This window comes from Micromonospora sp. NPDC023633 (assembly GCF_040640035.1).
Lineage (GTDB): Bacteria > Actinomycetota > Actinomycetes > Mycobacteriales > Micromonosporaceae > Micromonospora.
The window spans coordinates 1-26479 of the sequence record NZ_JBFABB010000007.1 but is presented as its reverse complement, the minus strand read 5'-3'; the positions used below and the strand labels follow the sequence as shown (position 1 = coordinate 26479).

Here is a 26479-nt window from a genome sequence, read left to right as displayed (position 1 = left end):
ACGAGGCCATGTCGGCCGCACAACCGAAGGAGAGCCCACCCGTGCCGGACCTGTCCACGCTGCCGCCCGACTTCCTCTGGGGAGTCGCCACCGCCGCGTACCAGATCGAGGGGGCCGTCCGCGCCGACGGCCGCGCGCCGTCCATCTGGGACACCTTCTGCGACGTGCCGGGCGCCGTCGACAACGGCGACACCGGCGCGGTGGCCTGCGACCACTACCACCGGTGGCCGCAGGACGTGGCGCTCATGCGGCGGCTCGGGGTGGACGCGTACCGGTTCTCGGTGGCCTGGCCCCGGGTGCGGCCCGACGGCGTCGGCCGGGTCAACCCGAGGGGCCTGGACTTCTACGACCGGCTGGTCGACGCCCTGCTGGCGGCGGGGATCCGACCGTTCGTGACGCTCTACCACTGGGACCTGCCGCAGGCGTTGCAGGACCGGGGCGGCTGGCCGGAGCGGGACACCGCCGAGGCGTTCGCCGACTACGCCGCCGTCGCGGCGGCCCGCCTCGGCGACCGGGTCGCCGACTGGACCACCGTCAACGAGCCGCTCTGCGTGTCCTGGATCGGGCACCTGGAGGGCCGGATGGCACCCGGCGAGCGGGACCTGACCCGGGCGGTGCGCGCCTCGCACCACGTCCTGCTCGGGCACGGGCTGGCCACCCGGGCGATCCGGGCCGCCGCCGCCCGGCCCGCCTCCGTCGGGATCGTGCTCAACCCCAGCCCCTGTGAGCCGGCGAGCGACCGGCCCGAGGACGTGGCCGCCGCCCGGCGGATGGACGGCCACGTCAACCGGTGGTGGCTCGACCCGCTGCACGGGCGCGGCTACCCGGCCGACATGGTCGCCACGTACGGCGTCGAGCCGCCCGTGCGGGGCGACGACCTGGCCGTCATCGCCACGCCCACCGACTTCCTCGGCCTGAACTACTACTTCCGGCAGGTGGTGGCCGACGACCCGGCGGGACCGCCGCCGTACGCCCGGCAGGTGCCGGCGCCGGGCGCGGTGTGCACCGCGATGGGCTGGGAGGCGTACCCGGCCGGGCTGGAACAGTTGCTGGTCGCCGTGACCGAGGAGTACGCCCCGGCGCGGCTGCTCGTCACGGAGAGCGGTTCGGCGTGGCCGGACGAGGTCACCGCCGACGGCGCCGTCGAGGACCGGGAGCGGACCGAGCACCTGGAGCGGCACCTGGCGGCGTGCGCGGCGGCGGTCGACCGGGGCGTGCCGCTGGCCGGCTACTTCGTCTGGTCGCTGCTGGACAACTTCGAGTGGGCGTACGGGTACGACAAGCGCTTCGGCCTAGTGCACGTCGACTACCCCACCCAGCGCCGGACGGTGAAGGCGAGCGGCCTGCGCTACGCCGACCTGATCCGCGCCCACCGCCGGCGTACCGGGCGGCTGACGCCGTCCCGGTGAGCCGGAGACGGATTGCCGGGCTGTGACGGAGCCCCGGGCGACACCCGGGGCTCCGTCCGTCACGTGCCGGGTAGGTTCAGCAGAACCAGCCGTCCTGCACCCACCCGCGCCGGTTGACGTGCCCGTAGGCGAAGCCGTAGACGTAGCCGCCGCTGCGCGGCCCCTCGACGAGGAAGGTCTGGCCGCGGTAGAGGGTGCCCATCCACGCGCCGTTCGGGTCGGTGCGGACGAAGAGGTCCTGGGCGCACACCGTCTCCCGTTGCCCGATCGTCCCGTTCGCGGCGTGACCGGGCGCCGGAGTGAGCGCCAGCACGGCGCAGCCGGCCGCCAGCGCCGCGCCGAGCCGGCGCGCGGCTGCCCCGCTCACCATGAGTCGTAGCCTCCGATGCACTCGATCCGCACGTAGCCCCAGTCGTTGGGCCCGAAGTCGAAGGTGGCGGCCCAGCCGTTGTAGACGGGATGCGCGCCGGGCGTGTGGCCGATCTTGTTGCCGTACTCCAGCGTGCGCTTGAACCCGTGCGGGCCGCTCGCCGAGTCGTAGTTGGCGTAGAAGCTGGCGCTCTGGCAGACGACCACGGCGTGCCGCGGCACGACCGGGCCGGCCTGCGCGCCGGTGGCGCCCAGCGCCACCAGGGCCCCTCCCGCCGTCAGGACGCCGACCGCGCGGATGACCTGTGTTCGCATCAACACCTCCAGGGTAGGAACGTTCCTCCCCGACACCCTAACGATTGCGTCGATGAGCTTCTATGTCTGCGAATCCTCCCGACGGCGTGCCGGCGTCCCGGATGCCGATAGGGTCGGGGCCCATGCGGACGAAGCAGGAACTGGGCGCGGCCATCCGGCGGGACCGGCGGGCCGTCCTCGTCGTCAACGCCCACTCCCGCCGGGGCCGCCAACTGCACGAACAGGCCCGGGCGCGGCTGACGGCGGCCGGCTTCCGACTGCTCGGCGACTTCCCCGTCGACCAGCCCGGCCAGCTCGACCGTGTCCTCGCGGCGGCCGTCGACCTCGGGCCCGACCTGCTGGTGGCCGGCGGCGGGGACGGCACCCTCAGCGCCGCCGCGCGGCTGCTCGCCCACCGCGACGTCGCGCTCGGCCTGCTGCCGCTGGGCACCACCAACAACTTCGCCCGCACCGTCGGCGTCCCGCTCGACCTCGACCGGGCCGTCGACGTGCTGACCGGCGGCACGGTGATCGACGTCGACCTCGGCCTCGCCGGCGAGATGCGCTTCACCAACCACGTCGGCGTCGGACTCTCCGCCGACATCATGCTCCGGACGCCGCCGCGCCTGAAGCGGGTCACCGGCCGGCTGGCGTACCCGCTCACCGCCCTGGCCCTGCTGGCCCGGCACCGCCCGCTGCGCGTCACCGTCCGCGCCGGCGACGCCCGGCACGAGTTCGTCACCCACCAGGTGTACGTCGCCAACGGCGGCTTCCACGCCGGCCGCCCGATCGCCGCCGACGCCGACGCCGACGACCGGCTGCTGGTCGCGTACCCGGTCGGCGGCGCGAACCGCCGCGGACTGGTGCGGGACACCGCCCGCAACGCGGCGACCGGGCACCGGCGTTCCGTCGGCGACGAGCCGTTCCTCGCCGTCGGGGAACTGTGGCTGGAGACCGACCGGCCGGCGCGCGTCGAGGTCGACGGCGAGCTGTGCGGCCGTACGCCGATCCGGATCGGCCTCGACGCCAACGCGCTGCGCGTGATGGCGCCGGCCGGGAGTCCGGACCGCTGAGCGACGCGGCCGGCCGGGGCGCGCTACCCGGCGCGGTCCGCCGCGTCGAGGGCCGCCAGGAAGTCGGCGACGAGGTCCTCGGTGTCCTCGATGCCGGTGGAGACCCGGACGAGGCCCTCGCCGATGCCGGTGGCGGCCAGCTGCTCGGCGTCCACGATCCCGGCCCACATCGAGCGCGGGTGCACCACGAGGGTGCTGACGCTGCCCAGGCTGGCCGCCCGCTTGGCCAGGCGGAGGCCGTTCAGCAGCCCGGCCGCCGCCCGCCCGTCGCGCAGCTCGACGCTGAGCACCCCGCCGAAGCCGGTCATCTGCCGGCCGGCCAGCTCGTGCTGGGGATGCGTCGGCAGCCCCGGGTAGCGGACCCGTCGCACGGCCGGGTGGCCCTCGACCGCCCGGGCCAGGGCCAGCGCGTTGGCGTTGTGCCGGTCCACCCGCAGCGACAGGGTCCGGATGCCCCGCAGCAGCAGCCAGGCGTCGATCGGGCCGAGGGTGCTGCCGGTGACGATGGCGGTCTGCCAGACCCGGTCGACCAGGTCGGCGGAGCCGACGATCACCCCGGCCGAGACGTCGGAGTGCCCGCCGAGGTACTTCGTCCCGCTGTGCCACACCAGATCGGCGCCGAAGTCGGCCGGCCGCTGGTTGACCGGGGTGGCGAAGGTGTTGTCGACCGCGACCAGCGCGTCGTTGGCGTGCGCCAGCTCGACGACGGCGGCCAGGTCGGTCAGTTCCAGCAGGGGGTTGCTCGGGGTCTCCACCAGGACCAGCCGGGTCTGCGGGCGCAGCGCCCGGGCGAAGGCCGCGGTGTCGGTCTGGTCCACCTGGGTGAAGGCCACCCCGAACCGGGCCAGCAGGCCGGTGACCAGGGACGTCGTGCCGCCGTACGTGCTGCGCTGCACGATGACGTGGTCCCCGGCGGAGAGCAGGGCCAGGGCGATCGTGCTGATCGCGCCCATCCCGGAGGCGGTGACCATGCCCGCCTCGGCGCCCTCCAGCTCGGCGACCACGGCGGCGACCTGCGCGTGGTTCGGGTTGCCGTAGCGGGTGTAGAAGGCGTGGCCGCGGGTCTCGGTGGCGATGGCGGTGAACTGCTCGTCGGACTCGGCGCTGAAGGTGGCGCTCTGCACGATCGGCGGCGACACCGCCCCGCCCGGGCTCAACCCGTCGTCGCCGTGGACAGCGATCGTGCCGGTGCCGGTCACAGGTTCTCCTCACGTGGTGGGTCGCCCGCCGGGGCGGCGGGTCGGACAGGTGGGGGGCGTCACCGGGCGCCCGGCGACGGGCCGTCCGGCGTGGACGGTCCCGGCGGACGGGCGGTCACCCGGCCCGGACGGGCACGGCCGCCGGGGGCGGCACGGGCGCGGCCCGGTCGGCGAGCATCCGCAGCGCGTCGCGGTGCCGGCGCAGGACGGCGTCGTCCAGGTCGGCGACGGCGAGGCCGGGGCCCGTGCCGGCGTCGGCGAGGACCCGCCCGTCGGGAGCGTACACGGCGCTGCGACCGGCGAACTCCCAGCCGCCGTGCGATCCCGCGAAGTTGGCGAACAGCACGTAGCAGGTGTTCTCCAGGGCGCGGGCCGGGAAGTACACGCCGCGTCGGTGGTCGGAGTCCCCCGTCGTGAACGCCCCCGGGCAGAGGTAGGCGTCGGCGCCGGCGAGGGCCAGCGCGCGGGGATGTTCGGGGAAGCTCGCGTCGTAGCAGATCCCCAGGCCGAGCCGCCAGCCGCGCACCTCGACCAGGGTGTCGGCGTGGCCCGGCACGAACAGCTCCCGCTCGTGGCCGTCGAGGTGTCGCTTGTCGTAGCCGGCGGCGAGCCGGCCGTCCGCGCCGACCACCAGGGCGCCGATCGCCCAGCCGGCGGCGCGCCGCCGGCAGCCGCCGACCACCGCCACTACCCCGTAAGTGCGGCAGGCCTCGGCGACGACGTCGAGCGGGCGACCGCCCGGCTCGACGGCGCACCGGGCGATGTCGTCGCGCAGCAGGCCGACGTCGTAGCCGCAGAGCGACAGCTCGGGGAAGACGACCAGGTGCACGCCGCGGGCCGCGGCCCCGGCGATGCTCTCCGCCGCGGTCCTCGCGTTGCCGGCCAGGTCGCCGGGGACGGCGGTGACCTGGCCGGCCGCGACCCGCAGCGGGGCGCGGTCGGCGGGACGCGCGGCCGTCACCCGGCCCCCAGCCACCAGCGCAGGCCGAAGAAGACCACCAGCCCCGCCGTCCAAACGATCATGAAGCGCTCGACGAAGAGGCCGGTCACCAACGTGACCAGGCCTGCCACCAGGTACGGCACGGTGACGACGGTGATCTCGATCCGGTTGTCCACCGGCGCGATCACCGACGGGACGGCGATGGCCGCCAGCAGCGCCGGCGGGAGGTAGCCGAGGAAGACCTTGACGTCGTCGGGAAGCACGCGGTCGCGGAAGACCAGCAGCGGCAGGTACCGGGGCGCGAAGGTGGCGAGCCCCATCCCGAGGATGAGCAGCAGCATGGACATTCCGGTCACCTTCCGTCCGTGTCACGGGCCGTCTCGACGGCCCGGCGTTCCCCGGCCGCCGCCCCGGCGGTACGCGGTTGCGGCGTTCGCGGTTCCCGCCCCGGCTCGCCCGGCTCCGCCGATGTCTCCCCCGGCTCGCCCGACTCCGCCGGTTCCTCCGCCGGCTTCGGCGGGAACCACCGCCGCTCCACCACCTCGCAGGCCATGCCGACGAACGCGCCGCCGAACGCCGCCACGATCAGGCCGAGGTTGTAGGGCAGCCCGAGGAGGAGCAGGGCCAGCGCCCCGGCGGAGACGGCCGTCGTCCAGACCTTCCAGCCGACCAGCGCCGAGGCGAGCACGACCAGGAAGACCGCGGTCATCGGGAAGTCCAGACCGGAGCGCAGCCGCTCCGGCAGCAGGTGCCCCGCGATCATGCCGACCACGGTGGCGATGGCCCAGTTGACGTACATGACGGCGGAGGCGCCGAAGTAGAACATGCTCTTGCGCCGGGCCGGCTCGTCGCCCTTGATCCGGTCGAAGGCCACGAAGAACACCGCGTCGATCAGGCCGAAGCCCAGCAGCAGCCGCCAGCGTTGCGGCAACTCGCGCACGTGCGGCGCGAGCAGCGTGGAGTAGATCAGCATCCGCAGGCTGAGGATCAGCGTGGTCAGGACGATGACCGGCCACGCCGCGCCCTCCGAGATCAGCTTGAAGCCGATGAACTGGGCGGTCCCGGAGTTGACCACCATGGCCAGGCCGAACGTCTCCAGGTAGGACAACCCGGCGGCCAGGCCGAGGGTGCCGCCGATCACGCCCAGCGGGAAGGCGGAGAGCAGGAACGGCACCATCGAGCGGGCTCCGGCGACGAACTCGCTTCGCGCGGTCGGCGTACGGTCAGACATGATCCTCCCCAGGACGGCGGGCGGACGGTACGGCGGAGGCCGCCGGCGGCGCGCCCGTTCCCGTCGCGCCGACGATAGCGGCCACGTCGGCCGCGCGGGTGCGGCAGAAGTAGTGCCCGCCCCCGTCGATCTCCTTCAGCTCCACGTCGGCGGCGATCCGTCGCCACGCCTCGTGTGCCGCGCCCGGCCCGGCCGTCAGCGGGTCGTCGGCGGCCACCACCACGGTGACCGGCACCGACAGGGGTTCCCCCGCCCGGTCCCGCAGGTAGCGGTGCGAGCCGACGGCGTCGTGCCGGAAGGCGGCGACCAGCGCGTCGACGTGCCCGGCGTCCAGGCCGTCCAGCTCGGTGAAGCCGGTCTGGTCCACCAGCCAGCCCACCACGTCCGCCGGCGCCATCCCGGTGACCTCCGCGATGCTGGCGTCGATCTCCTCCGGCCCGCGCAGCAGCTTGCCGCCGAGGAACAGCCGCTCGGGTGGCCGGCCGGCGGCGGCGAGCAGCCGGGTGACCTCGATCGCCGCCGCCGCGCCGACGCAGTGCCCCCAGACCAGCACCGGCCGGCCGCCCAGCTCCCCGATCTCGGCGGCCACCCGGCGGGTCAGCTCCGGCAGGTCCAGCAGCGGCTCGGGCCGGCTGACGTCGTGCCCGGGCAGTGCCACGGCGTGCACCGCGATCCGGTGCGGGGCCAGCGCCTCGGCCAGCGGCCGGAAGGCGAGCGGGCTGCCCGCCGCGTACGGGAAGCAGACCAGCACCCGGTCGTGCGCGGCGTCCGGCGGGGACAGCGGTTGCAGCAGCCGGTCCTCCGGCGGGGCGTCCGCCTCGACGACCCGGGCCAGCGGGCCGAGCGTGGAAGTGGTCATCAGCTGCCGCAGCGTGACCAGGGGCCGCAGCGCGGCGATCACCCGCATCGCGGCGAGCGAGTTGCCGCCCAGGTCGAAGAAGTTGTCCTCCTCGGCGATCCCGGCCACCGGCACGTCGAGCGCCCGCGCCCACGCCTCGGCGATCCGCCGGGCGACGGGCGTGCCCGGCGCGGTCCGCCCCGCCGGCGCCTCCGGCCGGCGCGTCGCCGGGTCGGCCCGGTCGAAGCGGCGCCGGGTCGGCGCGACCCGGGGCTCGGGCAGGCCGGGCCGCAGCCCGTCGTGGGCGCGCTCCGGGTCGGTCGCCAGCTCCGCCAGCACCCGCCGGTACACCTGCCCGATCCCCGCCGCCTGCTCCGGCGTGAAGGCCGCCGAGTGGTAGTGCAGGCTCAGCCGGACCCGGTCGGTGAAGAAGTCCCGCATGAACTCGGCGCGCAGCGCGAACTCCGTCTCCGTGCTGACCTGCACGTCGAGCAGGTCGAAGCCGGGCAGCTCGCGCAGCTGCTTGAGCAGGTAGAAGTGGGTGTAGTTGAAGACGGTCTCGAACAGCAGGTCGGTGGTGCCGGCGTCCGCCTTCATCTGCGCCATCGGGTAGCGCCGGTGGGGCAGCAGGTCCGCCTCCGCGCGGTACACCGCCCGGACCAGGTCGGCCCAGGAGCCGTCGCCGAGGTCCACCCGCATCGGCACGGTGTTGAGGAACAGCCCCAGCGCCCCGGTGGCGCCCTCCGCCTCGGGCCGCCCGCTCTGCTCGTACCCGGTGACCACCTCGGTGTCCCCTGCGAGCGCGCCCACCACCTTGACGTGCGCGGCCAGCAGCACGGTCTTCAGCGGCACCGCCAACCGGTCGGCCGCGCGCAGCAGCCGCTCGGAGAGCGCGTCGTCGATCTCCACCTCGTGGAAGACCACCGGCCGCTCGGCCGGAACGGCCGGCGGCTCCCACCGGGGCAGCTCGGTCACCCCGCCCGCGGCGAGGACGCCGCGCCAGAAGTCGCGGTCCGCCGCCGACTCCAGCGCCCGGCGTTCCAGCCCGATGTAGTCGCGGAAGTGGTTCTCGGCCGGCGCCTCGTCCGGTCGGTCCCCGGCCAGCAGCCGGTAGTAGGTGTCGAACAGCTGGGTGTGCAGCAGGGTGATGCTCCAGCCGTCCAGCGCCGAGTTGTGCTGGCTGACGCTGTACCGGTAGAGCTCGTCGCCGAGGACGTGCACGTGGATGCGGACCAGGCCCGGCTCCTGCCAGCGGAACCGGTACGACTGCTCGCGCGCGTGCCAGTCGGCGTACCAGCGCTCCTGCTCGGCCGGGTCGCGGTCGCGCAGGTCCACCACCCACAGCGGGCTCGGCGCGTCGGCGTGCACGAGTTGCAGGTACTCGGCGAAGCCGGTCAGGTGGTAGCTGGTCCGGAAGATCGGGTGGCGCGCGACGAGGATCCGCACCGCCTCGGTGAACGTCGCCTCGTCGAACGGCGCGTTGATCAGGAAGCTGATGATGTCGTGGTACTGGGCGGCGCCCCGGGACAGCTCGTTCTCGTAGATCAACCCCGCCTGGAGCTGCCCGAGCGGGTACGCGTCGACCACCCCGGCGGGCAGCAGGGCCCGGTCCGCCTCATCGAGCAGGGCGAACGGCGGGTGCGTCACCGCCCGCTGGGCGTCGGGCGGGCCGGCCGCGAGCAGCGCCGCGATCGTCGGGTGGCGGAACAGCTGCTGGAAGGTGAGGTCGACCCCGGCGGCGTGCGCCCGGGCCAGCACGGTGACGAAGTGGATCGAGTTGCCGCCGATGGCGAAGAAGTTGTCCTCCACGCCGACCCTGTCGAGGCCCAGCACGTCGGCCCAGATGTCGGCGAGGATCCGCTCCGGCCCGGTGCGCGGCGCGACGTACGGCCGCTGCGGCGCGGCCGGCTCGGGCAGCGCCCGCCGGTCCAGCTTGCCGCTGCCCGACAGCGGGAACTCCGCCAGCTCGACCACCCGCGCGGGCACCAGGTAGCTCGGCAGCAGGGCGCCCAGGTGGGCGGTGAGCGTCGCCTCGCCCACCGGCTCGTCGGCGACGACGTAGCCGATCAGGTTGCCGTCCCGGGCCACCACCACGGCGTCCTTGACGCCCGGATGCCCGCGCAGCGCCTCCTCCACCTCGCCCAGCTCGACCCGGTAGCCGCGCACCTTCACCTGGTGGTCGAGGCGGCCGAGGTAGTCGACCGTGCCGTCGGGCAGCAGCCGGGCCAGGTCGCCGGTGCGGTACACCCGCTCCTCGCCCACCTCCGGCGCGGCGACGAAGCGGTCCCGGGTCAGCTCCGGCCGGTTCAGGTAGCCCCGGGCGAGCTGCACCCCGGCGATGCACAACTCCCCCGGCACCCCCACCGGCTGGGGGCGCAGCCGCTCGTCGAGCACGTACAGGCGGGTGTTGTCCACCGGCCGGCCGATCGGCACCCGCTCCCCGCCGGGCCTGCAGCGGTGGTGCGAGACGTCGACGGTGGCCTCGGTGGGCCCGTAGAGGTTGACCAGCGTCGCGCCGGGCAGCAGCTCCGCGAGCCGGTCCACCTGCCGGGGGCCCAACGCCTCGCCGCTGGCGAAGACCTGCCGCAGGCTCGCCAGCCGGCCGGTGTCGGCGGTGCCGAGGTAGTCGAGGAATGCGCCCAGCATCGACGGCACGAAGTGCACGGTGGTGACCCCGTGCGCCTCGACCGCCGCGATGATGGCCTCCGGGTCGCGCTCCGCGCCGGGCGCGAGCAGGCAGACGGAGGCGCCCTCACGGGCCCACCAGAACAGCTCCCACACCGACACGTCGAAGGTGGTGGGGGTCTTGTGCAGGATCACGTCGGCGGGGCCGATCGGGTACAGCCGCTGCATCCAGGCCAGCCGGTTGGCCAGCGACCGGTGCTCGATCATCGCGCCCTTCGGGGCGCCGGTCGAGCCGGAGGTGTAGATGACGTACGCGAGGTCCCGCCCGTCGCGCGGCGCGCCGGGGCCGGGCGACGCGGCAGCGGGAACCGGGCCGGCGGCCGGCAGCGGGAGCACCGGCACGCCGTCGGGGACCCGCGCCGGGTCGGCGGCGAGCACCACGGCGGCCCCGCTGTCGTCGAGCAGGTAGGCGACGCGCGCCGCCGGGTAGCCGGGGTCGACCGGCAGGTAGGCGCCGCCGGCCCGCAGGGTGGCCAGGATCGCCACCAACTGTTCGCGGGAGCGGTCGGCGAACACGGCGACGACCGACTCCGCGCCCACCCCGGCGCCGCGCAGCCGCTCGGCGTACGCGGCCACCCGGGCCTCCAGTTCCGCGTACGTCCAGCTGCCGGCGGCGGTGCGGACGGCGACGGCGTCCGGCCGGGCGGCGGCCCACCGGGCGACCCACTCGTCCGGCCGGCCGGCCGGTTCCTCCTCGACGGCGGTGTCGTTGAGGCCCCGGAGCACGTCCCGGTCGGCGTCGGTCAGCAGGCTCAGGCCGGCCACCGGCGCGTCCGGCTCCGCCAGCGCCCGGCCCAGCAGCAGCGCCAGGTGGGCGCCGATCCGCTCGGCCGTGGCGCCGTCGTAGCGGCGGGCGTCGTGGTGGACCGTCACCTCGGCGGCGCCGAGGGCGAAGAACACCCCGACCCCGGCGCCGTCCGGGGCGGCGCCCCCCACCGCCACGTCGACGAGCGGGTGCGGGCCGGGACCGCCGGCCGCCGCCAGTTCCTCGGCGAGCAGCTCGACCGGATAGTCGGCGTGGCGGGCCGCCTCGGGCACCGCCGTGCGCAGCTGCCCGACCAGGTCGCGGTAGCTGGTCTCCGCCGCGCAGCGCACCCGCAGCGGCAGCATGCCGGCCAGCTGCCCCGCCTCGCCGGGACGACCGACCAGCATGTCGTCGGCGCCGGTGTAGCGGCGCAGCAGGGCGGCGACCGCGGCGGTCACCAGCACCTGGCGGGCGTCCTCGCCGCCCCGGCCGGCCCGGGCGAGCCGGTCGACCAGCGCCTCGTCCAGCGGCACGGTGACGGCCGCCAGCTCGGGCGGGGCGCCGGGCGCCGGGGTGCGGTCGGCGGGGAAGCCGACCGGGTCGGCGCCGGAGCCGAGCACGGCACGCCAGTGGCGGGCGTGCTCCGGGCGGCGCGCCGCGGCGATCTTGAGCTGGCCCCGCGTCATCAGCGACTGCATGATCTCTCCGGCTCACAACTCGATGTCGATGGTGGAGGGCGCCCCGGCGGCGACCGGGCGTGCCCCGGTCAGCTCGCCGACCGGCACCCCGGGGTCGGCCAGGACGGTGTCGGCGATCTCCAGCCAGAGGTCGGCGAAGGCCCGCACCGTCGCGGGCAGGAACAGCCCGGCGTCGTACGCCCAGTGCACGCGCAGCGAATCGGCGCGCTCGTAGACCTGCATGTCCAGGTCGAACATGGCCTGGCCGGTGGGCGCGACGGCCAACTCGACCCGCCGCCCCAGGAAGTCGGCGGTGGCCACCTCGGCGTGCTGCATCGCGAACAGCGTGTCGAAGAGCGGATGCCGGTCCTGGTCGCGGACCGGCAGCACCTCGGCGACCAGCGTGTCGAACGGGTAGTCCTGGTGCGCGAAGGCGTCGACCACGTCGTGCGCCACCTCGGTGAGCAGCTCCCGGAAGGTGGCCTCCGGTCGCACCCGGTGCCGCAGGCACACCGTGTTGACCAGCATCCCCATGGTCGCGTCGAGGCCCGGGGCGCCGCGACCGGCGACCGGGGTGCCCACCGTGACGTCGGTCCCGCCGGTCGCCGAGGCGAGGAAGGTCGCGTAGACGGCGAGCAGGACCTGGAACAGGGTCACCCCCTCGCGCCGGGCCAGCGCCCGCAGCGCGGCGGTCCGCTCCGCCCCGACATCGAACTCGACGGTGCCGGCGCGCGCCGTCGCCGGCCGGCCGGTCAGCCGCGCCGCGTCGGTGGGCAGCCGCAGGGGCGCCGGCGGCTCGGCGAAGCGCCGCCGCCAGTAGTCGCCCCCGGGCGGTTCCGCGGTCGTGGCCCACACGGCGTAGTCGGCGTACTGGGCGGGGACCGGGGGTGGTTCGCCGCCACGGTAGACGGTGTCGACCTCGCGCAGCAGCAACGCCAGGGAGAGGCCGTCGGTGACGATGTGGTGCAGGTCCAGCGCCAGCACCGGGCCGTCACCGGTGCGCCGCAGGCCGGCCCGCAGCAGCGGCGGGGCGGCCAGGTCGAACGGCTCGACCGGGAGTGTCCCGGTGCCCTCGGTCTCCGGCAGGTCGAACGCGACGGCCGGCAGCACCCGCTGCACCGGCCGGCCCGCCTCGGTGCCGAAGGCGGTCCGGAGGATGTCGTGCCGGGCGATGACGGCGCGGAACGCGTCCGCCAGCCGGGCGCGGTCGACGTCCGCCGGCAGCGGCACCAGCAGCGGCAGGTTGTAGGTCACCGAGGCGGGGTCGCGCGACTGGGCGAGGAAGACCCGGCGCTGCTGCGGGGAGAGCGGGTAGGCGTCCGCCGCCTCGGCGCGGGGCAGCGGCACGGCCGCCCGGGCCCGGCCGATCTCCTCGGCGAGACCGGCCACCGTGGGGTTGCGCAGCACCGCGGCGAGGGAGACGCCCACCCCGAGGGCCCGCTGCGCCTCGACGGCCAGCCCCGTCGCGGCGAGCGAGTCGCCGCCGACGGCGTAGAAGTCGTCGAGCACGCCCAGCTTCGGCAGGCCGAACAGGCGTTCGGCGATGCGCACCAGGACGCGCTCGGTGTCGTTGCGCGGCGGCAGGTACGCCCCGAACCGGTCGTCCGGCTCAACCAGGTCGGCGGGGTCGAGGGAGTCGACCTGCACGATGTGCCGGGGCAGGTCGGCGTCGGGCAGCTCCCGGGCGAGCAGGCCCCGCAGGTGCAGCGGGTCGAGGTAGTCGTCGGCCACCACGTACGCGCAGCTGCCCTTGACGGCCACTTCGCGCACCTGGGGCCAGAGGCGGGTCAGCGTGTCGACGTCGGCCATCACCGCTCCGTTCCGCCCGCGCCGACCAGGGCGCGGACCGTGGGGTGCACGTACAGGTGGCGGGGGGTGAACTCGCCGAGGCCCTGCGCGCGCAGCTCACGCAGCAGCCGCAGGGCGAGCAGGGAGTTGCCGCCGAGGTCGAAGAAGTTGTCCTCCGGCCCCACCTCGGCGCCGAGCACCCGCTCCCAGACCACCCGGATCCGCTCGGCGCGGCTGGCTCCGGCCCCGGCGTCGGCGGGCTCCCGGGCGGCGGGCAGGGACCGGGCGGCCGGCGCGGGCAGCCGGGCCGCGTCGAGCTTGCCGTTGGCGGTGAGCGGCAGCGCGGGCAGCGGCGTCACCGTGGCCGGCACCATGTAGTCGGGCAGGATCCTGGCCACCCGGCGGCGCAGGTCGGCGGTCGAGTCGGCCCCGTCGGCGAGCACCACGTACGCGTGCAGCCGGGCGTCGGCGGCGTCCGCGCCGGTGTCCACGGTGACCGCCACGGCCAGCACGTCCGGGTCGTCGAGCAGCACCTGGCGGATCTCGTCCAGCTCGATCCGGTAGCCACGGATCTTGACCTGGTCGTCGAGCCGGCCCAGGTGCTCCAGCCGCCCGTCCAGCAGCAGCCGGCCCCGGTCGCCGCTGCGGTACATCCGCCCGCCCCGCCAGGGGTCGGGCAGGAAGCGTTGGGCGGTGAGCTCGTCGCGGTGCAGGTAGCCGTCGGCCACCCCGGCGCCGCCGACGTGGATCTCCCCGGCGGCCCCGGGCGGCAGCAGCCGCCCCGCCGGGTCGAGCACGTGGACGTACCAGCCGGGCAGCGGGCGACCCACGGAGCGGGTGCCGGCCAGGGCCAGGCCCCGGTCGATGGTCTGCGCGGTGACGTGCACGGTGGTCTCGGTGATCCCGAACATGTTGACCATCCGGCAGGCGCGCTCCGGATACCGGTCGAACCAGCCGGTCAGCATGCCGGCGTCCAGCGGCTCACCGCCGAACACCACCAGGCGCAGCCCCAGCCGGCACACGGCCCGCCGGTCGGCGTCGACGAGCTGCGCGAACGCCGACGGGGTCTGGTTGAGCACGGTCACCCGCTCCGCGCGCAGCAGGGCGTGGAACTCGGCCGGGTCGCGGACCACCAGGTGCGGGACGACGACCAGGTGCCCGCCGGTGAGCAGGCAGCCCCAGATCTCCCAGACCGAGAAGTCGAACGCGCTGGAGTGGAACATCGTCCAGGTGTCCGTCGGGCCGAGCCCGAAGTCGTCCCGGGTCGCGGCGAGCAGGGCCAGCACGTTGCGGTGCGGGACCTGGACCCCCTTCGGCCGGCCGGTGGAGCCGGAGGTGTAGATGACGTACGCGGGGTCGTCCGGGCCGACCGTCGCCGCCCCGGCGCCCAGCGCGTCGTCGGCGGCGACGTCGGCGAGCAACTCGTCGAGCTCCACGCCGTCGGCGCCCACGAGCAGGGTCACCCGGGAGTCCTCGACGGTGTAGCGGATGCGCTCCGCCGGGTAGGTGGGGTCGATCGGGACGTAGGCGGCGCCGGACCTGAGCACCCCGAGCAGGGTTGCCACCAGGTCCACCGAGCGCTCCAGGCAGACGCCGACCCGCGTGCCCGGCCCGCAGCCGCGCGCCCGCAGGGCCGCCGCGATCCGCCCGGCGCGGGCGTCGAGCTGGGCGTACGTGAGCCGGTCGTCGCCGTAGGACACCGCCGGGGCGTCCGGGGTGGCCCGCGCCCACCCGGCCACCCGGTCGTGGATGCCGCCGGTCGGCTCGGGCAGGTCGACGGCGGCACCGCCGAGCGCCACCACCCGGTCCCGCTCGGCGTCGTCGAACAGGTCGCAGTCGGCCAGGGCCCGGTCGCCGTCGGCGAGGAGCTGGCCGAGGACGTGGGTGACGTACCGGGCCACCGCGGCCACCACCTCGGCGGACCACACGCCGGTGCGGAAGTCGCAGGTGACGGTCGTCCCGCGCAGTGTCAGGGTGAGCGGCCACGGCGGCGCCAGGCTGGGCAGGTAGGTGTCGGCGGGGCCGTCGCCGGTCAGCACGCCGGCCGCGGCCTCCGGCGGCCCGGCGTCGGGCGCCCGCCCGGGGATGGGCCCCGTCGCCGGGTCGGCGGGCCGGGCCGCGAGGTCACGCAGCGTGCCGTCCACCGCCACCGGCACGACCGCCGGCCCCTCGTCGAGGAGCGTGCCCACCCGCACCCGGCGCACACCGCCGAAGCGGGCCAGCACCGCGCCGACCGCGCCGGTCAGCGCCAGCCGGTCGGTCCCGGCGGGCACGGCGAAGGCGTACGACGCCCTCCGGTCGGCGCGGGGGTTCCCGCCCCGCCAGGCGGTGTCCCCCTCGTGCTCCGCGTCGTCCCCGGCCGGCTCCGGTCCGCCACCGGGGGAACGGTCCCCGCCGTCGGGGTCGGCGGTCGGCTCCGCCCCGGCCGGCGGCGCGCCCCCGGCCGCCTCGACCGCCAGCTCGCCCAGCGCGCGGCCGGCGAGCGGGCCGCGCCGGGCGACCAGCACCAGGTCGGCGCCGTCGTCGTGGCGCAGCAGCACCGCCCGCAGCGGCGGACCGTCGGCGGGCAGCGGTCGCGCCAGCTCGGCGGCGCGGCGGGCGGCGGCCACCGGACCGGGCACCCGGTCCACCCAGAGCCGGGCGGCGCCGAGGCCCCGCCGCGACAGGGCGGCGGCGAACCGGTCGGCGACCTCGTCCGGGTCGCCGGCGACGGCCACCGCCGCCGCGTGGCAGGAGCGGCCCGGGTCGGACTGCTGTCTGGTGGGCTGTGGACGGCTGCTCATCGGGTGGTGAATCCTCCGTCGACGGTGATGACCGAGCCGGTGACCTGCGACGACTCGTCCGAGGCCAGCCAGAGGGCGGCCTGGGCCACCGAGTCGGGCTCGATCAGCGCGTTCATCGGCTGGGCCTGGACGAACGTCTCCTCGTGCTCGGCGACCGGCACCTCCAGCGACCGGGCGATCTCGGCCAGCATCCGGCCCTCGACGTACGGGTCGTCGCGCACCGAGCCGGGGCACAGGGCGTTGACCCGCACCTTCAGCGGCGCGTAGTCCAGCGCCGCGGCCCGGGTCAGGCCGACCAGCCCGTGCTTGGCGGCGACGTACCCGGCGAAGTGCCGGTAGCCGACCAGGCCGGCGGTCGACGCCACGTTGACGATGCTCCCGGCGCGCTGCCGGCACATCACCGCGCCGACCGCGCTGACCATCCGCCACGGGCCGGAGAGGTCCACGTCGAGCATGAGCTGCCACTCCTGCTCGCTGATCTCGTGCACCGGCTTGCCGGAGGGCGCTGCGATCCCGGCGTTGTTCACCAGGACGTCGACCCGGCCGAACCGGTCCACGCAGAGCGCGACGGCGGCCCGGACCGCGTCGAGGTCCCGGACGTCGGCCTCGACCGGGTACGCGGCCACCCCCAGCTCCGCGCAGAGCTTGGCGGTGTGCGCGAGCTGGCTGGCGGAGCCGAGCGGGTACGGCACGCCGGGCAGGTCGTGGGCCACGTCCACCAGGACCAGGTCGGCGCCCTGCGCCGCGAAGGCGGTCGCGCAGGCCCTACCCAGCCCCCGCGCGGCGCCGGTGACGATCGCGGTCTTGCCGGCCAGCCGGCCCGGCGTCGGCTCAGGCACCGGCCAGCCTCCGTCGCACCAGCGCCAGCAACTCGGCCGGGTCGTCGGCGAGGTACATGTGTCCACCGGGAACGGTGAGGGAGGCGAACCCGGCGGAGGTGACCCGGTCCCAGCCGGTGAGCTCGGAGGCGGCCACCAGGGTGTCGTCGGCGCCGCGCAGCGCGGTCACCGGCACGTCGAGCCGCTTGTCGCCGCCCGGCCGGTAGCCCTCGTGCAGCTCCACGTCGGCGCGCAGGGTCGGCAGCAGCAGCTCCCGCATGTCGGGGTCGGCCAGCGCCGGGTGCGTGTAGCCGGCGAACTCCTCGACCCGCGCGACGAACTCGTCGTCGGGCAGGTCGGCGGCCGTGCGGTCCCGGCCGGACCACGGGTCGGGCGAGCCGCTGACGAACAGGTGCGCCAGCCGCACCCCGGCGGCCTGGGCCAGCCGGCCGGCCATCTCGTACGCGAGCACCGCGCCCATGCTGTGGCCGAACAGCGCCACCCGGTCGCGGCCGGCGACCAGTTCGAGCACCTCGTCGAGGAGCCCGTCGACGGCCTGGTCCATGCGGCGGTACGGCTCCTCGACGAAGCGCTTCTCCCGGCCCGGCAACTGCACCGGGACGATCTCCAGGTCGGGCGGGGCGACCCGCTGCCACGGTTGGTACACCGAGGCGCCCGCACCGGCGTACGGGAAGCAGAGCAGTGACGTGACGGTCAAGACGGCTCCTTGCCGAGGAGGGCGGACCGGACGGCGCCGAGCAGTCCGGGGTCGGCCCGGGCGAGCAGGTCGTGCCCGCCCGGGACGGTGACGGTGGCGCAGCCGGCGGTGGTCAGGTCGGCCCACGCCGCCGCGCCGATGTCGCCGACGTGCGGGTCGGCGTCGCCGCGGATCGCGGTGACCGGGACGCCGATCGGGCCGGCGTCGCGGTAGCGGTAGCTGCGGCCGAGTTCGAAGTCGGCGCGGGCGGCCGGCAGCGCGGCGGCGGCCAGTTCCGGGTGCGCGGCGACGGCCGCCGGCATCGTGCCCAGCGCGACCAGCTCGGCGAGGAACGTGGCGTCGTCGGCGCCGGAGTGGTCCGGTTCGACCTCGGCCCGGTGCGGGGCGACGGCCGAGGAGACCACCAGCCGGTCGGCCGGCCGGTGCCCGCGCCGCTCCAGCCGGCGGACCAGCTCGAACGCGACGTACGCGCCGAGGCAGTCGCCGTAGACCGCGTAGGGCCGGTCCAGGTGCGGCGCCAGGGCCGCCTCGAGGGCCTGCACCAGCGGCGTCATCCGCCGTGGCGCGGGATCGGCGGCCCGCTCGCGGCGGCCCGGGTACTGCACCGCGTTCACCTCGACCGCGCGCGGCAGCCCCGCCCGCCAGGTCTCGAACGCCCCGGCGTTGCCGCCCGCGTAGGGCAGGCAGAACAGGCGCAGGGCGGGCCGGGCGACGGGCGCCCGGACCACCAGCCACGGGTTCTCAGCCATCGCGGGTCACCCGCTCCACCACGGCGCCGTAGCTGCCCAGCGCGACGAACTCCGGCAGGGTGATGGTGCTGCCGTGGCGCTGCCGCAGCGCGGTGACCAGGCGCAGCGCGCGCAGCGAGTCGCCGCCCGCGGCGAGGAACTCCGCCTGCTCGCCGCGCGGCGCCACGCCGACGACCTCCTGCCAGACCGACGCCACGCGGGCCGCCCAGCGGGCCCGGGCATCCCCGTCGCGCGGGGCGGGAACGACGACGGGGCCCGACGGCCCGACGGCGGGCAGCGGCGCGGTCGGGTCGGTCGCCAGCAGCCGGCGGTACGCCTCGGCCAGCCGGTCGGCCCGCGCCTCGTCGACGTGCCGGGCGTCGTACTGCAGGGTCAGGCCGAGCCGGCCGGTCGCCGGGTCCACCTCCACGTCGACGGCGAGGGTGAACGCCACGTCCACCGTGATGCCCCGGCTCTCGACGATCCGGCTGCCGCCGCCCTCGCCCTCGTCGGCGCCGCCGTGGAAGTGGGTCCAGTTGAAGAAGTGGTCGAAGCGGGGCCCGGCCCCGCCCGCCCGGACGATCTCGGCGAGCGGGAAGCGGTGGTGGCCCATCAGCGACCGCTCCGCCTGCCAGGCGTCGACGGCCAGCTCGGCCAGCGACCGGGTGCCCAGCGCGGCGCTCACCGGCAGGGTGTTGAGGAACAGCCCGAGCGTGGCGTCGCTCCCCTCGGCCTCGGGCCGGGCGCCGACGACCAGCCCGGTGACCACCTCGTCCCGGCCGGCGGCCTCCCCGATCACCCGCAGGTGGACCGCCAGCAGCCAGGACTTGGCCGGTACGCCGGCGGCCCGCGCGGCCTCGGCGACGGCGTCGGTGGTGGACGCCTCCAGCGGCACCCGCCGGGTGGTGGTGATCCGCGGCCCGGCCCCGCCGAGCAGCAGCGGCGGCACGCCGCCCGCGCCCTCCAGCCAGAACCGGCGCGACCCCGCGTCCGCCACGGCCTCGCGTTCCGCCGCCACGTAGGCGCGGAAGGGCAGCGTCGGCCGGTGCGGCACGGACAGCCCGGCGCGGCGCCGGTCGTACGCCGCCAGCAGCTCGCCGAGGAAGAGGTGCAGGCTCCAGCCGTCGAGGATGGCGTGGCACTCCGCCACGATCAGGGTGAAGGTGTCGGCGTCGTCGCGGACGGCGTGCAGCCGCAGCAGCGGCGGCCGGTCCCAGTCGAAGGGCCGCACCCGCTCGGCGGAGACCAGCTCGTCGACGCGGGCCCGGCGGGTGGCTTCGTCGGCGTCCGCCAGCTCCGTCACCGGCACCTCGACCGGCACCTCGGCGTGCACCAGTTGCAGCGGCTCGGACCAGGCGCCCGGCGCGAAGCCGGTGCGCAGCACCGGGTGCCGCGCGACCAGGTCGGCCAGCGCGGCGCGCAGCGCCTCCGCCTCCAGCGGCGCGTCGACGCGGTGGGCGGTGACGTTGTGGTACATCGCCGGGTCGCCGGTCAGCTCGCAGTGGTAGACCATGCCCTGTTGCAGCGCGGTCATCGGGTAGGCGTCCGCCAGCCCGGCGGGCAGGCGGTCCCGGTCGGCGGCGGCGACCAGGGCGAACGGCTCCGCCACCCCGGCCGTGCCGGCGTCGGCCGCGGCGGGGGCCCCGGTGTCGGCGCCGGGCTCGGTGAGGGTGATCTCGCCGTGCGCGACCAGCTCCCGGATCGACTGGTGGACGAAGATGTCGCCGAGCCGGAACGACAGCCCGCGCCGGTTCGCCGCGACCTGCATCTGGATGCTGCGGATCGAGTCGCCGCCGAGGGCGAAGAAGCTGTCGGTCACCCCGACCGACTGCGTGCCCAGGACCTCCCGCCACGCCTCGACGAGGATCTCCTCGGCCCGGTTGGCCGGCGCCACGGCCGGCTCCCGCCGGGCCCGGTCGAGTTCCGGCGCGGGCAGCGCGGCCCGGTCGAGCTTGCCGTTGCGGGTCAGCGGCAGGTCGTCGAGGAGCACCACGGCCGCGGGGACCAGGTGGGCGGGCAGCCGCTGGGCGAGCCAGTCGGTCAGCCGGGCCTCCAGCGGGCCGGCGGCCGGGCCGTCCGGGACCGCCACCGCGGGCCGCGGGTCGGCGGCGTACTCGGGGCGCACGGCGTGCAGGGTGTGCCGGTCGGTGCCGGTGAGCAGGTCGTCCTGGCGGGTCACGACGTCGAACCCGCGCTCCTCGAAGAGGGCGATCAGCTCGTCCAGGCGCCCCTCCGTGTCGGTGCCGACGGCGTCGTGCACCTCCATGGCGACCTGCGCGATCAGCGGCCAGTGCCGCTCCTCGATGCCGGCGAGCACGTCGGCCTCGGCCCGCTGGACGTCGATCTTGAGCAGGTCGATGCGGTCCGGCGCGACCTCGTCGATGACCTCCGACAGCGGGCGCACGTCGACGGTGACCTCGGCGCCGTCGAAGCGCTCCGCGAGCAGCTCGTCGACCCGCTCCAGCAGGGTGTCCCGGTCGGTCTCGCCCCGGTCCCGCTCGTTGGCGAGGAACCGCTTGATCACGGCGACCTCCGCCGCCGGGTCGGCGTACGCGGCCTGGCCGGACATCATCGAGTAGCCCGGGTAGTAGGTGAAGGAGACCTGCCCCGACGCGGTGGACAGGCCCACCGGGTGCACGGTCGCCGGCACGCCGAACTCCTCGACGTTGCGCCGCAGGGCCGCCACCACCGACGGCACGGGCTCGAAGGCGTGGATGGTCGCGTCCGGGCAGACGGCGTGGACGAACAGCGAGAACATGCCGATGTTGGCGCCGACGTCGAAGACCGTCGCGCCTCGGCGCAGCACGATGCCGTCGCGCAGGTAGACCCGCTGCACGAAGATCTCGTCGTACAGGTAGCGGGTCTCGTGCGGGTTAATCCCGGCGACCCGGTCCAGGTCGACGCCGACGGCCGTGGCGGCGGGGCGGACGTAGCCGACGAGGCGGTCGCCGTGCCCGTCGTCGTCGCGGGCCACGACCGCCGCGTCGGCGACCTCCGGGTGCGCCCGCAGCGTCGCGGCCACCTCGCCCGGCTCCACCCGGAAGCCGTGGATCTTGACCTGGTCGTCCAGGCGGCCCAGGTAGTGCAGGCGCCCCTCGGCGTCGGCGCGCACCCGGTCGCCCGTGCGGTAGATCCGCTCCGTGCGGCCGGAGGGCAGGGCGGCGCGGACGAACCGGCGGCCGGTCGTCTCCGGGTCGCCCCGGTAGCCGTCGGCCAGCTGCGGCCCGCTGACGCAGAGCTCGCCGGCCACGCCGGGCGGCACCGGCCGCAGCCGCTCGTCGAGGACCCACACCCCGACGCCCGGCAGCGGACGGCCGATGGTCGGCGCGGTCCCGGGGCGGATCTCGGCGGCGGTGCTGTCCACGGTGCACTCGGTGGGCCCGTACAGGTTGACCGCCCGGACGCCGGGCAGCGCGCCGAGGGTGTCCCAGAGGTCCGGCGGGATCGCCTCGCCGCCCACCAGCAGCAGCTCCGGCAGCCGGGTGCCGCCCGCCCCGGCGAGCAGGATGCGCAGCTGGGAGGGGGTCAGGTCGAGCACGTCGACCCGGTTGTCGGCGAGGACGGCGGCCAGCTCGACGCCGTCGCGCCGGGCGTCCTCCGGCACCAGGTACAGGCTGCGGCCGTGGGCCAGCTGCACGAGCTGCTTGACCGAGGCGTCGAAGGTGAGCGGGGCGTTCACCGCCACCCGCAGCCCGGCCCGGCTGCCCGCGTACACTGTCTCCTCCAGCGCGTACGCCAGGTGGGCGGCGGCGCCGTGCGAGACCTGGACCGGCCGCGGGGTGCCCGTGGAGCCGGAGGTGAAGATGACGTAGGCGGGATCGGTCGGCGCCACCGGGGGCACGGCCGCCGTCGCGGTGCCGGCGGCCAGCTCGGCGACGGTGGCGGCGGCGATCCCCGCCGGGCCCCCCGCGCCGACGACGAGCCCGGCGTCGACCGCGCGGACCTGCGCGGCGAGCCGCTCCGCCGGCGCCGCCGGATCCAGCGGCACGTACACCGCGCCGGCGCGCAGCACGCCCAGGAACGCGGCGACGGTGTCCCGGGACCGGGTGGCGAGCACGCCCACCGGCGCGCGGTGCAGCCCCCGCTCGACCAGGCCGGCGGCGACCCGGGCCGCGACGTCGCGCAGCTCGCCGACGGTGTACGTGCCGTCGGCGGCGACGACCGCCGGGGTGTCCTGGTCGGCGCCGGAGAGCCCGTCGTCGAGCAGCTCGACGATGGTGCGCACCGCGGCGCGGGACGGCTCGCCGGCCGCCTCGCTCAGCCAGCGGGCCTCGGACTCCCCGGTCAGCACCAGCGGCGTGCCGTCGGCCAGCGCCCGGGGCAGCGTCCCCAGGATCGCCAGCAGGCCCTCCAGCAGCCAGCGGCCCCCGACGACCCGCAGGGTCACCTCGTCGTCGCCGGTCACGGCGGTCAGCTGCGGGCCGGCCGTCGCGGGCGGCGCGGAGACCTCGACGGCGGTGGCGCCCAGGCCGCCCAGGGCCGCCGGGTCGCCGGCCGGCACGACGGCGAAACCGGCGACCGCGTCGGAGTGCTCGCCGACCGGGTCGACCAGGTGGAACGTCTCCTCGGCGGTGGACTCGGCCGCGCGTACCTCGTCGAGCAGCGCCTTGGGCGCGGCCGGCAGCGGCAGGCCCAGCCGGACCGGCGCGTAGCCGCCCAGCGGGCCGACGACGGCGGCCGTCCCGCTGGCCTGGCGCCCGTCGCTCCAGCGGGCCAGCACCAGGTCCGCGTCGTCGAGGCCGGCGGGCGGCTCGGCCCGGCGGGACAGCGCGAGCGCCCAGGCGGCGAAGATCAGGCTCGCGACGCCGACGCCGGCCTCCCGCGCGGCGGCGGTCAGCGCCGCGGCCGGCACGGTCGCGGTGCCGACCTCGGCCGGGTCGTCGCCGTGCGGGGTGACCAGTCGCGCGGCCGGCGCGGCGGGTGTGCCGACGTCGGCCTGCTGCCGCTCCGACAGCTGCCACTCGGTGACATCGAGGAACTGCAGGGCGTCGGCGTCGTCGGGCAGCCGGCCGTCGGCGTAGGCGCGGGCCAGGTCGGCGAGGACGAGCCGCAGGCTCGCCGGGTCGGCGATCAGCGGCGTGGCGGCCAGCTCCAGGGCGTCGTCGGTGACGGTCACCGACAGCTCGCCCTGGGCGCCGACGACGACGCTGCGGCCGTCGTCGACGTCCTGCAGCGGCACCCGCAGCCCGGGGTGGTGCACCAGGGTCAGGCGCAGCGCCTCGTGCCGGGCGACGACCGCGTCCAGGGCGCTCTGCAGCCGGGCGTGGTCCAGCGGGCGGTCGAGCAGCACCCGGGCGCGGACCAGGTCCTGCGCCCCGGACCAGGCCAGCCGCTGGATCGGGGACAGACGGTAGCCGTTCACACCACGCTCCGGTTGAGGTAGAGGTCGGACATGGCGACCAGGATCTGCCGGTCGCCGCTGAAGGGTTCGCGACCGTGGGTCGCCAGGAAGTTGTCCACCACCAGCACGTCGCCGCGCTGCCAGGGAACCGACACCGCGTGTTCCCGATACAGGTCCCGGATGCCGGCCACCACCTCGTCGGGGATCGGCTCGCCGTCGCCGTAGTAGGCGTTGCGGGGCAGCCCCTCGGGCCCGTACTCGCGCAGCAGGGCGGCCGAGACCTCGGCGGGCATGTTGGAGACGTGGAACAGGTGGGCGTGGTTGAACCAGACCGTCTCGCCGGTGCGGGGGTGGGTCGCCACCGCCTGCCGGCGGGCCCGGGTCCGCAGCCCGTCCCCGTCGAGCCAGGTGTACTCGGTCGCCGAGTCGGCGCAGTACTTCTCCACCTCGGCGCGGTCGGTCGTCTGGAACGCCTCCTGCCAGGGCAGGTCCAGGTGCGGGCCGTAGTTGCGCACGTAGCTGACCCCGTCGCGCAGGAACCGCTCCCGCACCTCGGCGGGAATGCGCGGGCTCACCACCCGCTCGCTGGCCAGCGGGGTCGCGCCGCCGCTGCCGGTGGCCGGCTGGGCGCACCAGAAGTAGAGGTGGGTGGGCCAGTTGTGCGAGTACGACATCTCGTGGTGCAGCGGGATCCACTGCTCGGCGTTGAACTCGGTGGAGGTGAAGACCTTCTCCGCGACCTCGTGCCGGGGCGCGGCGCGTTCCAGGTAGCCGAGCAGGTCCGGGCTGACCGCGCGGGCGGCCCGGCTGAAGTCGTCGGCCGTGGCCACCTCGAAGCCCCGGAAGAAGACCGCCCCGTGGGCGTCGAGGTCGCGCAGCAGATCGTCGCGGCGCCCCGCCAGCCACCCGGCCAGGTCGAGGTCCGGCACGGCGGCCTCCACCATGAGCACGAACGTGTCGTCGACCAGCACCCGGCGGGACACCGGCGAGGCGACCGCGCCGGCACCGGTGCCGCGCCGACGCGGCGCCGGCCCGGTCACGACCGGATCCCGGTCGCGCCGGCGGGGGCGACGGTGGCGGCGGCCAGCTCGGGCGCGGCCACCGGGTCGGACATCGCGGTCAGGATGCGTCGCGGCGGGGTGAACGGCTCCCGGGCGTGCGCGGCCAGCATGTTCTCCACCAGCAGCACGTCGCCGCGCCGCCAGGCGAAGGACCGGGTCTCGGCCGCGTACGCCGCGCGCAGCTCGGCCAGCACGTCGTCGCCGATGGGGGTGCCGTCGCCGTACGCGGTCTGGTAGGGCAGGTCCTCCTCGGCCAGGGACGCGCGCAGGCCGGCGCTGACCTCCTCGGGCAGCGAGGTGACGTGGAAGAACAGGGCGTGGTTGAACCAGGTCCGCTCCCCGGTCACCGGGTGCTCCCGCACGGCGGGGCGGACCTGCCGGGTGCGCAGCTGCTGCTCGCCGACCCACTCGACGTCGATCAGCGCGCGGGCGCAGTACGCCTCCACCTCGGCGCGGCTGTCGGTCTGGAAGGCCGTCTGCCACGGCAGGCTGATCCCCGGCAGGTAGTTGCGCCGGTAGAGCACTCCCCGGCGCTCGAACCCGGCGACCGTCTCCGGCCGCAGCCGGCCGAGCACCCGGCGGCTGTCGGCCAACGGGGTGCGCCCACCGGCGGCGGGCTCGGTCTCGCAGTGGAAGACGATCCGCAGCGGCCAGTTCACCGTGTACGACTGCTCGTTGTGCAGCACGATCGGCTGGTCGGCCGGGTGCTCGGTGGAGGTGTACACCCCCTCGGTCACCTCGCTGCGCGGCGACGAACGCTCGCCGTAGCTGAGCACGTCGTCGGAGAGGGCGGCCATCACGGTGCGGAAGTCGGCCGCGCCGTCCACCGCGAAGCCACGGAACAGCACGGCGCCGGCGCGGCGCGCCAGCTCGTCCACGGTGGACCGGCTGCCGGCCAGCCAGGCGGCCAGGTCCACGTCGGGCACGTTGGCCTGGACGAGGGCCGGCAGGGGCCCGCCGGGCCAGTCGGGGCGTACGTCGACCAGGGACCGTTCGCGGCTGCGGCGCGGGATCACCGGCGCGGCCGGGGTCTGCTCACTCATCTCTCGTTCCCCCCAGGGTTTGGGCACATTCGGCGAGGCTGCGCCGGGGATCGGCGGCCGCGCCGCGTAGGAATGCGGTGAAGCGGCGGTGCCACGTGGCGACCAGGCCGCCGTCGAAGCGGTCGGTGCGGTAGGTCCAGAGCGCCTCCAGCCCGTCCCGGCGCTCGTCGAGCCAGAGGGTCAGGTCGAGCCGGGCGGTGTCGGGGGTCAGCTCCACCCCGACGAACTCGACGCCGGACGCGTCGACGTGCCGGGCCGCCGGGGCGTTCTGCACGCCGAACGCGACCTGGACGAGCGGGTTGCGGTCCGGCTGCCGGGCCGGGCGGAGCCGCTCGACGACGACGTCGAACGGCACGTCCTGGTGGGCGGCGGCGAAGAGGGTCACCCGGCGGGCCTCGTCCAGCAGGTCCGCGAAGGACCGGTCCGGGCCGGGCCGCAGGCGCAGGGGCATGGTGTTGACGAAGCAGCCGACGCTCTGCTCGGCGGCGACGCTGGTCCGGCCGGCGAAGGCGACGCCGATCAGCAGGTCGGTGCGGCCGGTCTCCGCGGCGACCAGCGCCGCGAAGGCGGCCAGCCCGACCATGTGCAGGCTGGCCCGGCTGGTGCGGGCGAGGTCCCGGACCACGGCGGCGGTGCCGTCGTCGATCCGGGTCCGCAGGGCGGCCCCGGCCGGGGACCGGCCGACGCGGGGCGGTGCGGCGGCGGTTGCCGGTGCGGCGGGCAGGTCCAGGACCGTCGG

The 26479-nt window shown here is 76.1% G+C and carries 18 protein-coding genes; 2 read left to right on the top strand and 16 right to left on the bottom strand.

The annotated features are described in order from the left end of the window. Positions 1-8: 8 nt before the first annotated feature. Positions 9-1409: a GH1 family beta-glucosidase gene (locus AB0G13_RS03675; protein ID WP_357868520.1), complete on the top strand. Its 1401-nt coding sequence runs from the start codon at positions 9-11 to the stop codon at positions 1407-1409. Positions 1410-1485: 76 nt separating this feature from the next. Here the strand turns inward: AB0G13_RS03675 and AB0G13_RS03670 are convergent, their stop codons facing one another. Both AB0G13_RS03670 and AB0G13_RS03665 read right to left on the bottom strand, forming a co-directional pair. Then, positions 1486-1779, bottom strand: coding sequence for a hypothetical protein (locus tag AB0G13_RS03670; RefSeq protein ID WP_357868370.1), 294 nt, complete (start codon positions 1777-1779; stop codon positions 1486-1488). After that, a complete protein-coding gene (locus AB0G13_RS03665) occupies positions 1773-2093 on the bottom strand; it encodes a hypothetical protein (RefSeq protein WP_357868368.1) in 321 nt (106 codons plus the stop codon). Before AB0G13_RS03665 ends, AB0G13_RS03670 begins: the two co-directional genes overlap by 7 nt. A 122-nt stretch (positions 2094-2215) precedes the next feature. On the opposite strand from AB0G13_RS03665, the gene AB0G13_RS03660 reads away from it, so the two are divergent. Continuing rightward, complete coding sequence (locus AB0G13_RS03660) at positions 2216-3145, top strand: diacylglycerol kinase family protein (protein ID WP_357868366.1); 930 nt, start codon at positions 2216-2218, stop codon at positions 3143-3145. 23 nt (positions 3146-3168) lie between these two features. Here AB0G13_RS03660 and AB0G13_RS03655 read toward each other — a convergent pair whose 3' ends face one another. The 14 genes from AB0G13_RS03655 to AB0G13_RS03590 all read right to left on the bottom strand — a co-directional run. Then, entirely contained in the window at positions 3169-4344 is a 1176-nt protein-coding gene (locus AB0G13_RS03655) for a PLP-dependent aspartate aminotransferase family protein (protein ID WP_357868363.1), read from the bottom strand. Positions 4345-4459: 115 nt separating this feature from the next. After that, a complete protein-coding gene (locus AB0G13_RS03650; protein ID WP_357868360.1) occupies positions 4460-5305 on the bottom strand; it encodes a carbon-nitrogen hydrolase family protein in 846 nt (281 codons plus the stop codon). Further along, positions 5302-5631 (bottom strand): AzlD domain-containing protein, encoded by a 330-nt coding sequence (locus AB0G13_RS03645; RefSeq protein ID WP_357868358.1) that lies wholly within the window; start codon positions 5629-5631, stop codon positions 5302-5304. Before AB0G13_RS03645 ends, AB0G13_RS03650 begins: the two co-directional genes overlap by 4 nt. 5 nt (positions 5632-5636) lie before the next feature. Then, on the bottom strand, positions 5637-6515 hold the full coding sequence (locus tag AB0G13_RS03640; RefSeq protein ID WP_357868354.1) for an AzlC family ABC transporter permease: 879 nt from the start codon (positions 6513-6515) through the stop codon (positions 5637-5639). Next, complete coding sequence (locus AB0G13_RS03635; RefSeq protein ID WP_357868351.1) at positions 6508-11481, bottom strand: amino acid adenylation domain-containing protein; 4974 nt, start codon at positions 11479-11481, stop codon at positions 6508-6510. Before AB0G13_RS03635 ends, AB0G13_RS03640 begins: the two co-directional genes overlap by 8 nt. 12 nt (positions 11482-11493) lie before the next feature. After that, complete coding sequence (locus AB0G13_RS03630; RefSeq protein WP_357868349.1) at positions 11494-13269, bottom strand: condensation domain-containing protein; 1776 nt, start codon at positions 13267-13269, stop codon at positions 11494-11496. Then, positions 13269-16031, bottom strand: a complete 2763-nt coding sequence (locus AB0G13_RS03625) for an amino acid adenylation domain-containing protein (protein ID WP_357868346.1) — start codon at positions 16029-16031, stop codon at positions 13269-13271. Before AB0G13_RS03625 ends, AB0G13_RS03630 begins: the two co-directional genes overlap by 1 nt. After that, complete coding sequence (locus AB0G13_RS03620; protein ID WP_357868344.1) at positions 16028-16870, bottom strand: SDR family oxidoreductase; 843 nt, start codon at positions 16868-16870, stop codon at positions 16028-16030. Before AB0G13_RS03620 ends, AB0G13_RS03625 begins: the two co-directional genes overlap by 4 nt. After that, positions 16863-17567 (bottom strand): alpha/beta fold hydrolase, encoded by a 705-nt coding sequence (locus tag AB0G13_RS03615; RefSeq protein ID WP_357868342.1) that lies wholly within the window; start codon positions 17565-17567, stop codon positions 16863-16865. The genes AB0G13_RS03620 and AB0G13_RS03615 overlap by 8 nt, the downstream gene beginning before the upstream one ends. Next, a complete protein-coding gene (locus AB0G13_RS03610) occupies positions 17564-18316 on the bottom strand; it encodes a thioesterase domain-containing protein (protein ID WP_357868339.1) in 753 nt (250 codons plus the stop codon). Before AB0G13_RS03610 ends, AB0G13_RS03615 begins: the two co-directional genes overlap by 4 nt. Then, positions 18309-23657 (bottom strand): amino acid adenylation domain-containing protein, encoded by a 5349-nt coding sequence (locus AB0G13_RS03605; protein ID WP_357868336.1) that lies wholly within the window; start codon positions 23655-23657, stop codon positions 18309-18311. The genes AB0G13_RS03610 and AB0G13_RS03605 overlap by 8 nt, the downstream gene beginning before the upstream one ends. Further along, complete coding sequence (locus tag AB0G13_RS03600) at positions 23654-24676, bottom strand: TauD/TfdA family dioxygenase (RefSeq protein WP_357868333.1); 1023 nt, start codon at positions 24674-24676, stop codon at positions 23654-23656. The genes AB0G13_RS03605 and AB0G13_RS03600 overlap by 4 nt, the downstream gene beginning before the upstream one ends. Continuing rightward, positions 24673-25740, bottom strand: coding sequence for a TauD/TfdA family dioxygenase (locus AB0G13_RS03595; RefSeq protein WP_357868330.1), 1068 nt, complete (start codon positions 25738-25740; stop codon positions 24673-24675). Before AB0G13_RS03595 ends, AB0G13_RS03600 begins: the two co-directional genes overlap by 4 nt. Then, on the bottom strand, positions 25733-26479 hold a 747-nt coding region (locus AB0G13_RS03590), incomplete at its 5' end, for a condensation domain-containing protein (protein ID WP_357868328.1). The genes AB0G13_RS03595 and AB0G13_RS03590, both read right to left, overlap by 8 nt.

Excerpts from the sequence above, each read along its gene's own strand:
- AB0G13_RS03630 (WP_357868349.1), bottom strand. The coding sequence starts at position 13,269 with ATGGCCGACGTCGACACGCTGACCCGCCTCTGGCCCCAGGTGCGCGAA.
- AB0G13_RS03635 (WP_357868351.1), bottom strand. The coding sequence starts at position 11,481 with ATGCAGTCGCTGATGACGCGGGGCCAGCTCAAGATCGCCGCGGCGCGC.
- AB0G13_RS03640 (WP_357868354.1), bottom strand. The coding sequence starts at position 6,515 with ATGTCTGACCGTACGCCGACCGCGCGAAGCGAGTTCGTCGCCGGAGCC.
- AB0G13_RS03625 (WP_357868346.1), bottom strand. The coding sequence starts at position 16,031 with ATGAGCAGCCGTCCACAGCCCACCAGACAGCAGTCCGACCCGGGCCGC.
- AB0G13_RS03660 (WP_357868366.1), top strand. The coding sequence starts at position 2,216 with ATGCGGACGAAGCAGGAACTGGGCGCGGCCATCCGGCGGGACCGGCGG.
- AB0G13_RS03645 (WP_357868358.1), bottom strand. The coding sequence starts at position 5,631 with ATGTCCATGCTGCTGCTCATCCTCGGGATGGGGCTCGCCACCTTCGCG.
- AB0G13_RS03670 (WP_357868370.1), bottom strand. The coding sequence starts at position 1,779 with ATGGTGAGCGGGGCAGCCGCGCGCCGGCTCGGCGCGGCGCTGGCGGCC.
- AB0G13_RS03675 (WP_357868520.1), top strand. The coding sequence starts at position 9 with ATGTCGGCCGCACAACCGAAGGAGAGCCCACCCGTGCCGGACCTGTCC.
- AB0G13_RS03610 (WP_357868339.1), bottom strand. The coding sequence starts at position 18,316 with ATGGCTGAGAACCCGTGGCTGGTGGTCCGGGCGCCCGTCGCCCGGCCC.
- AB0G13_RS03595 (WP_357868330.1), bottom strand. The coding sequence starts at position 25,740 with ATGAGTGAGCAGACCCCGGCCGCGCCGGTGATCCCGCGCCGCAGCCGC.
- AB0G13_RS03665 (WP_357868368.1), bottom strand. The coding sequence starts at position 2,093 with ATGCGAACACAGGTCATCCGCGCGGTCGGCGTCCTGACGGCGGGAGGG.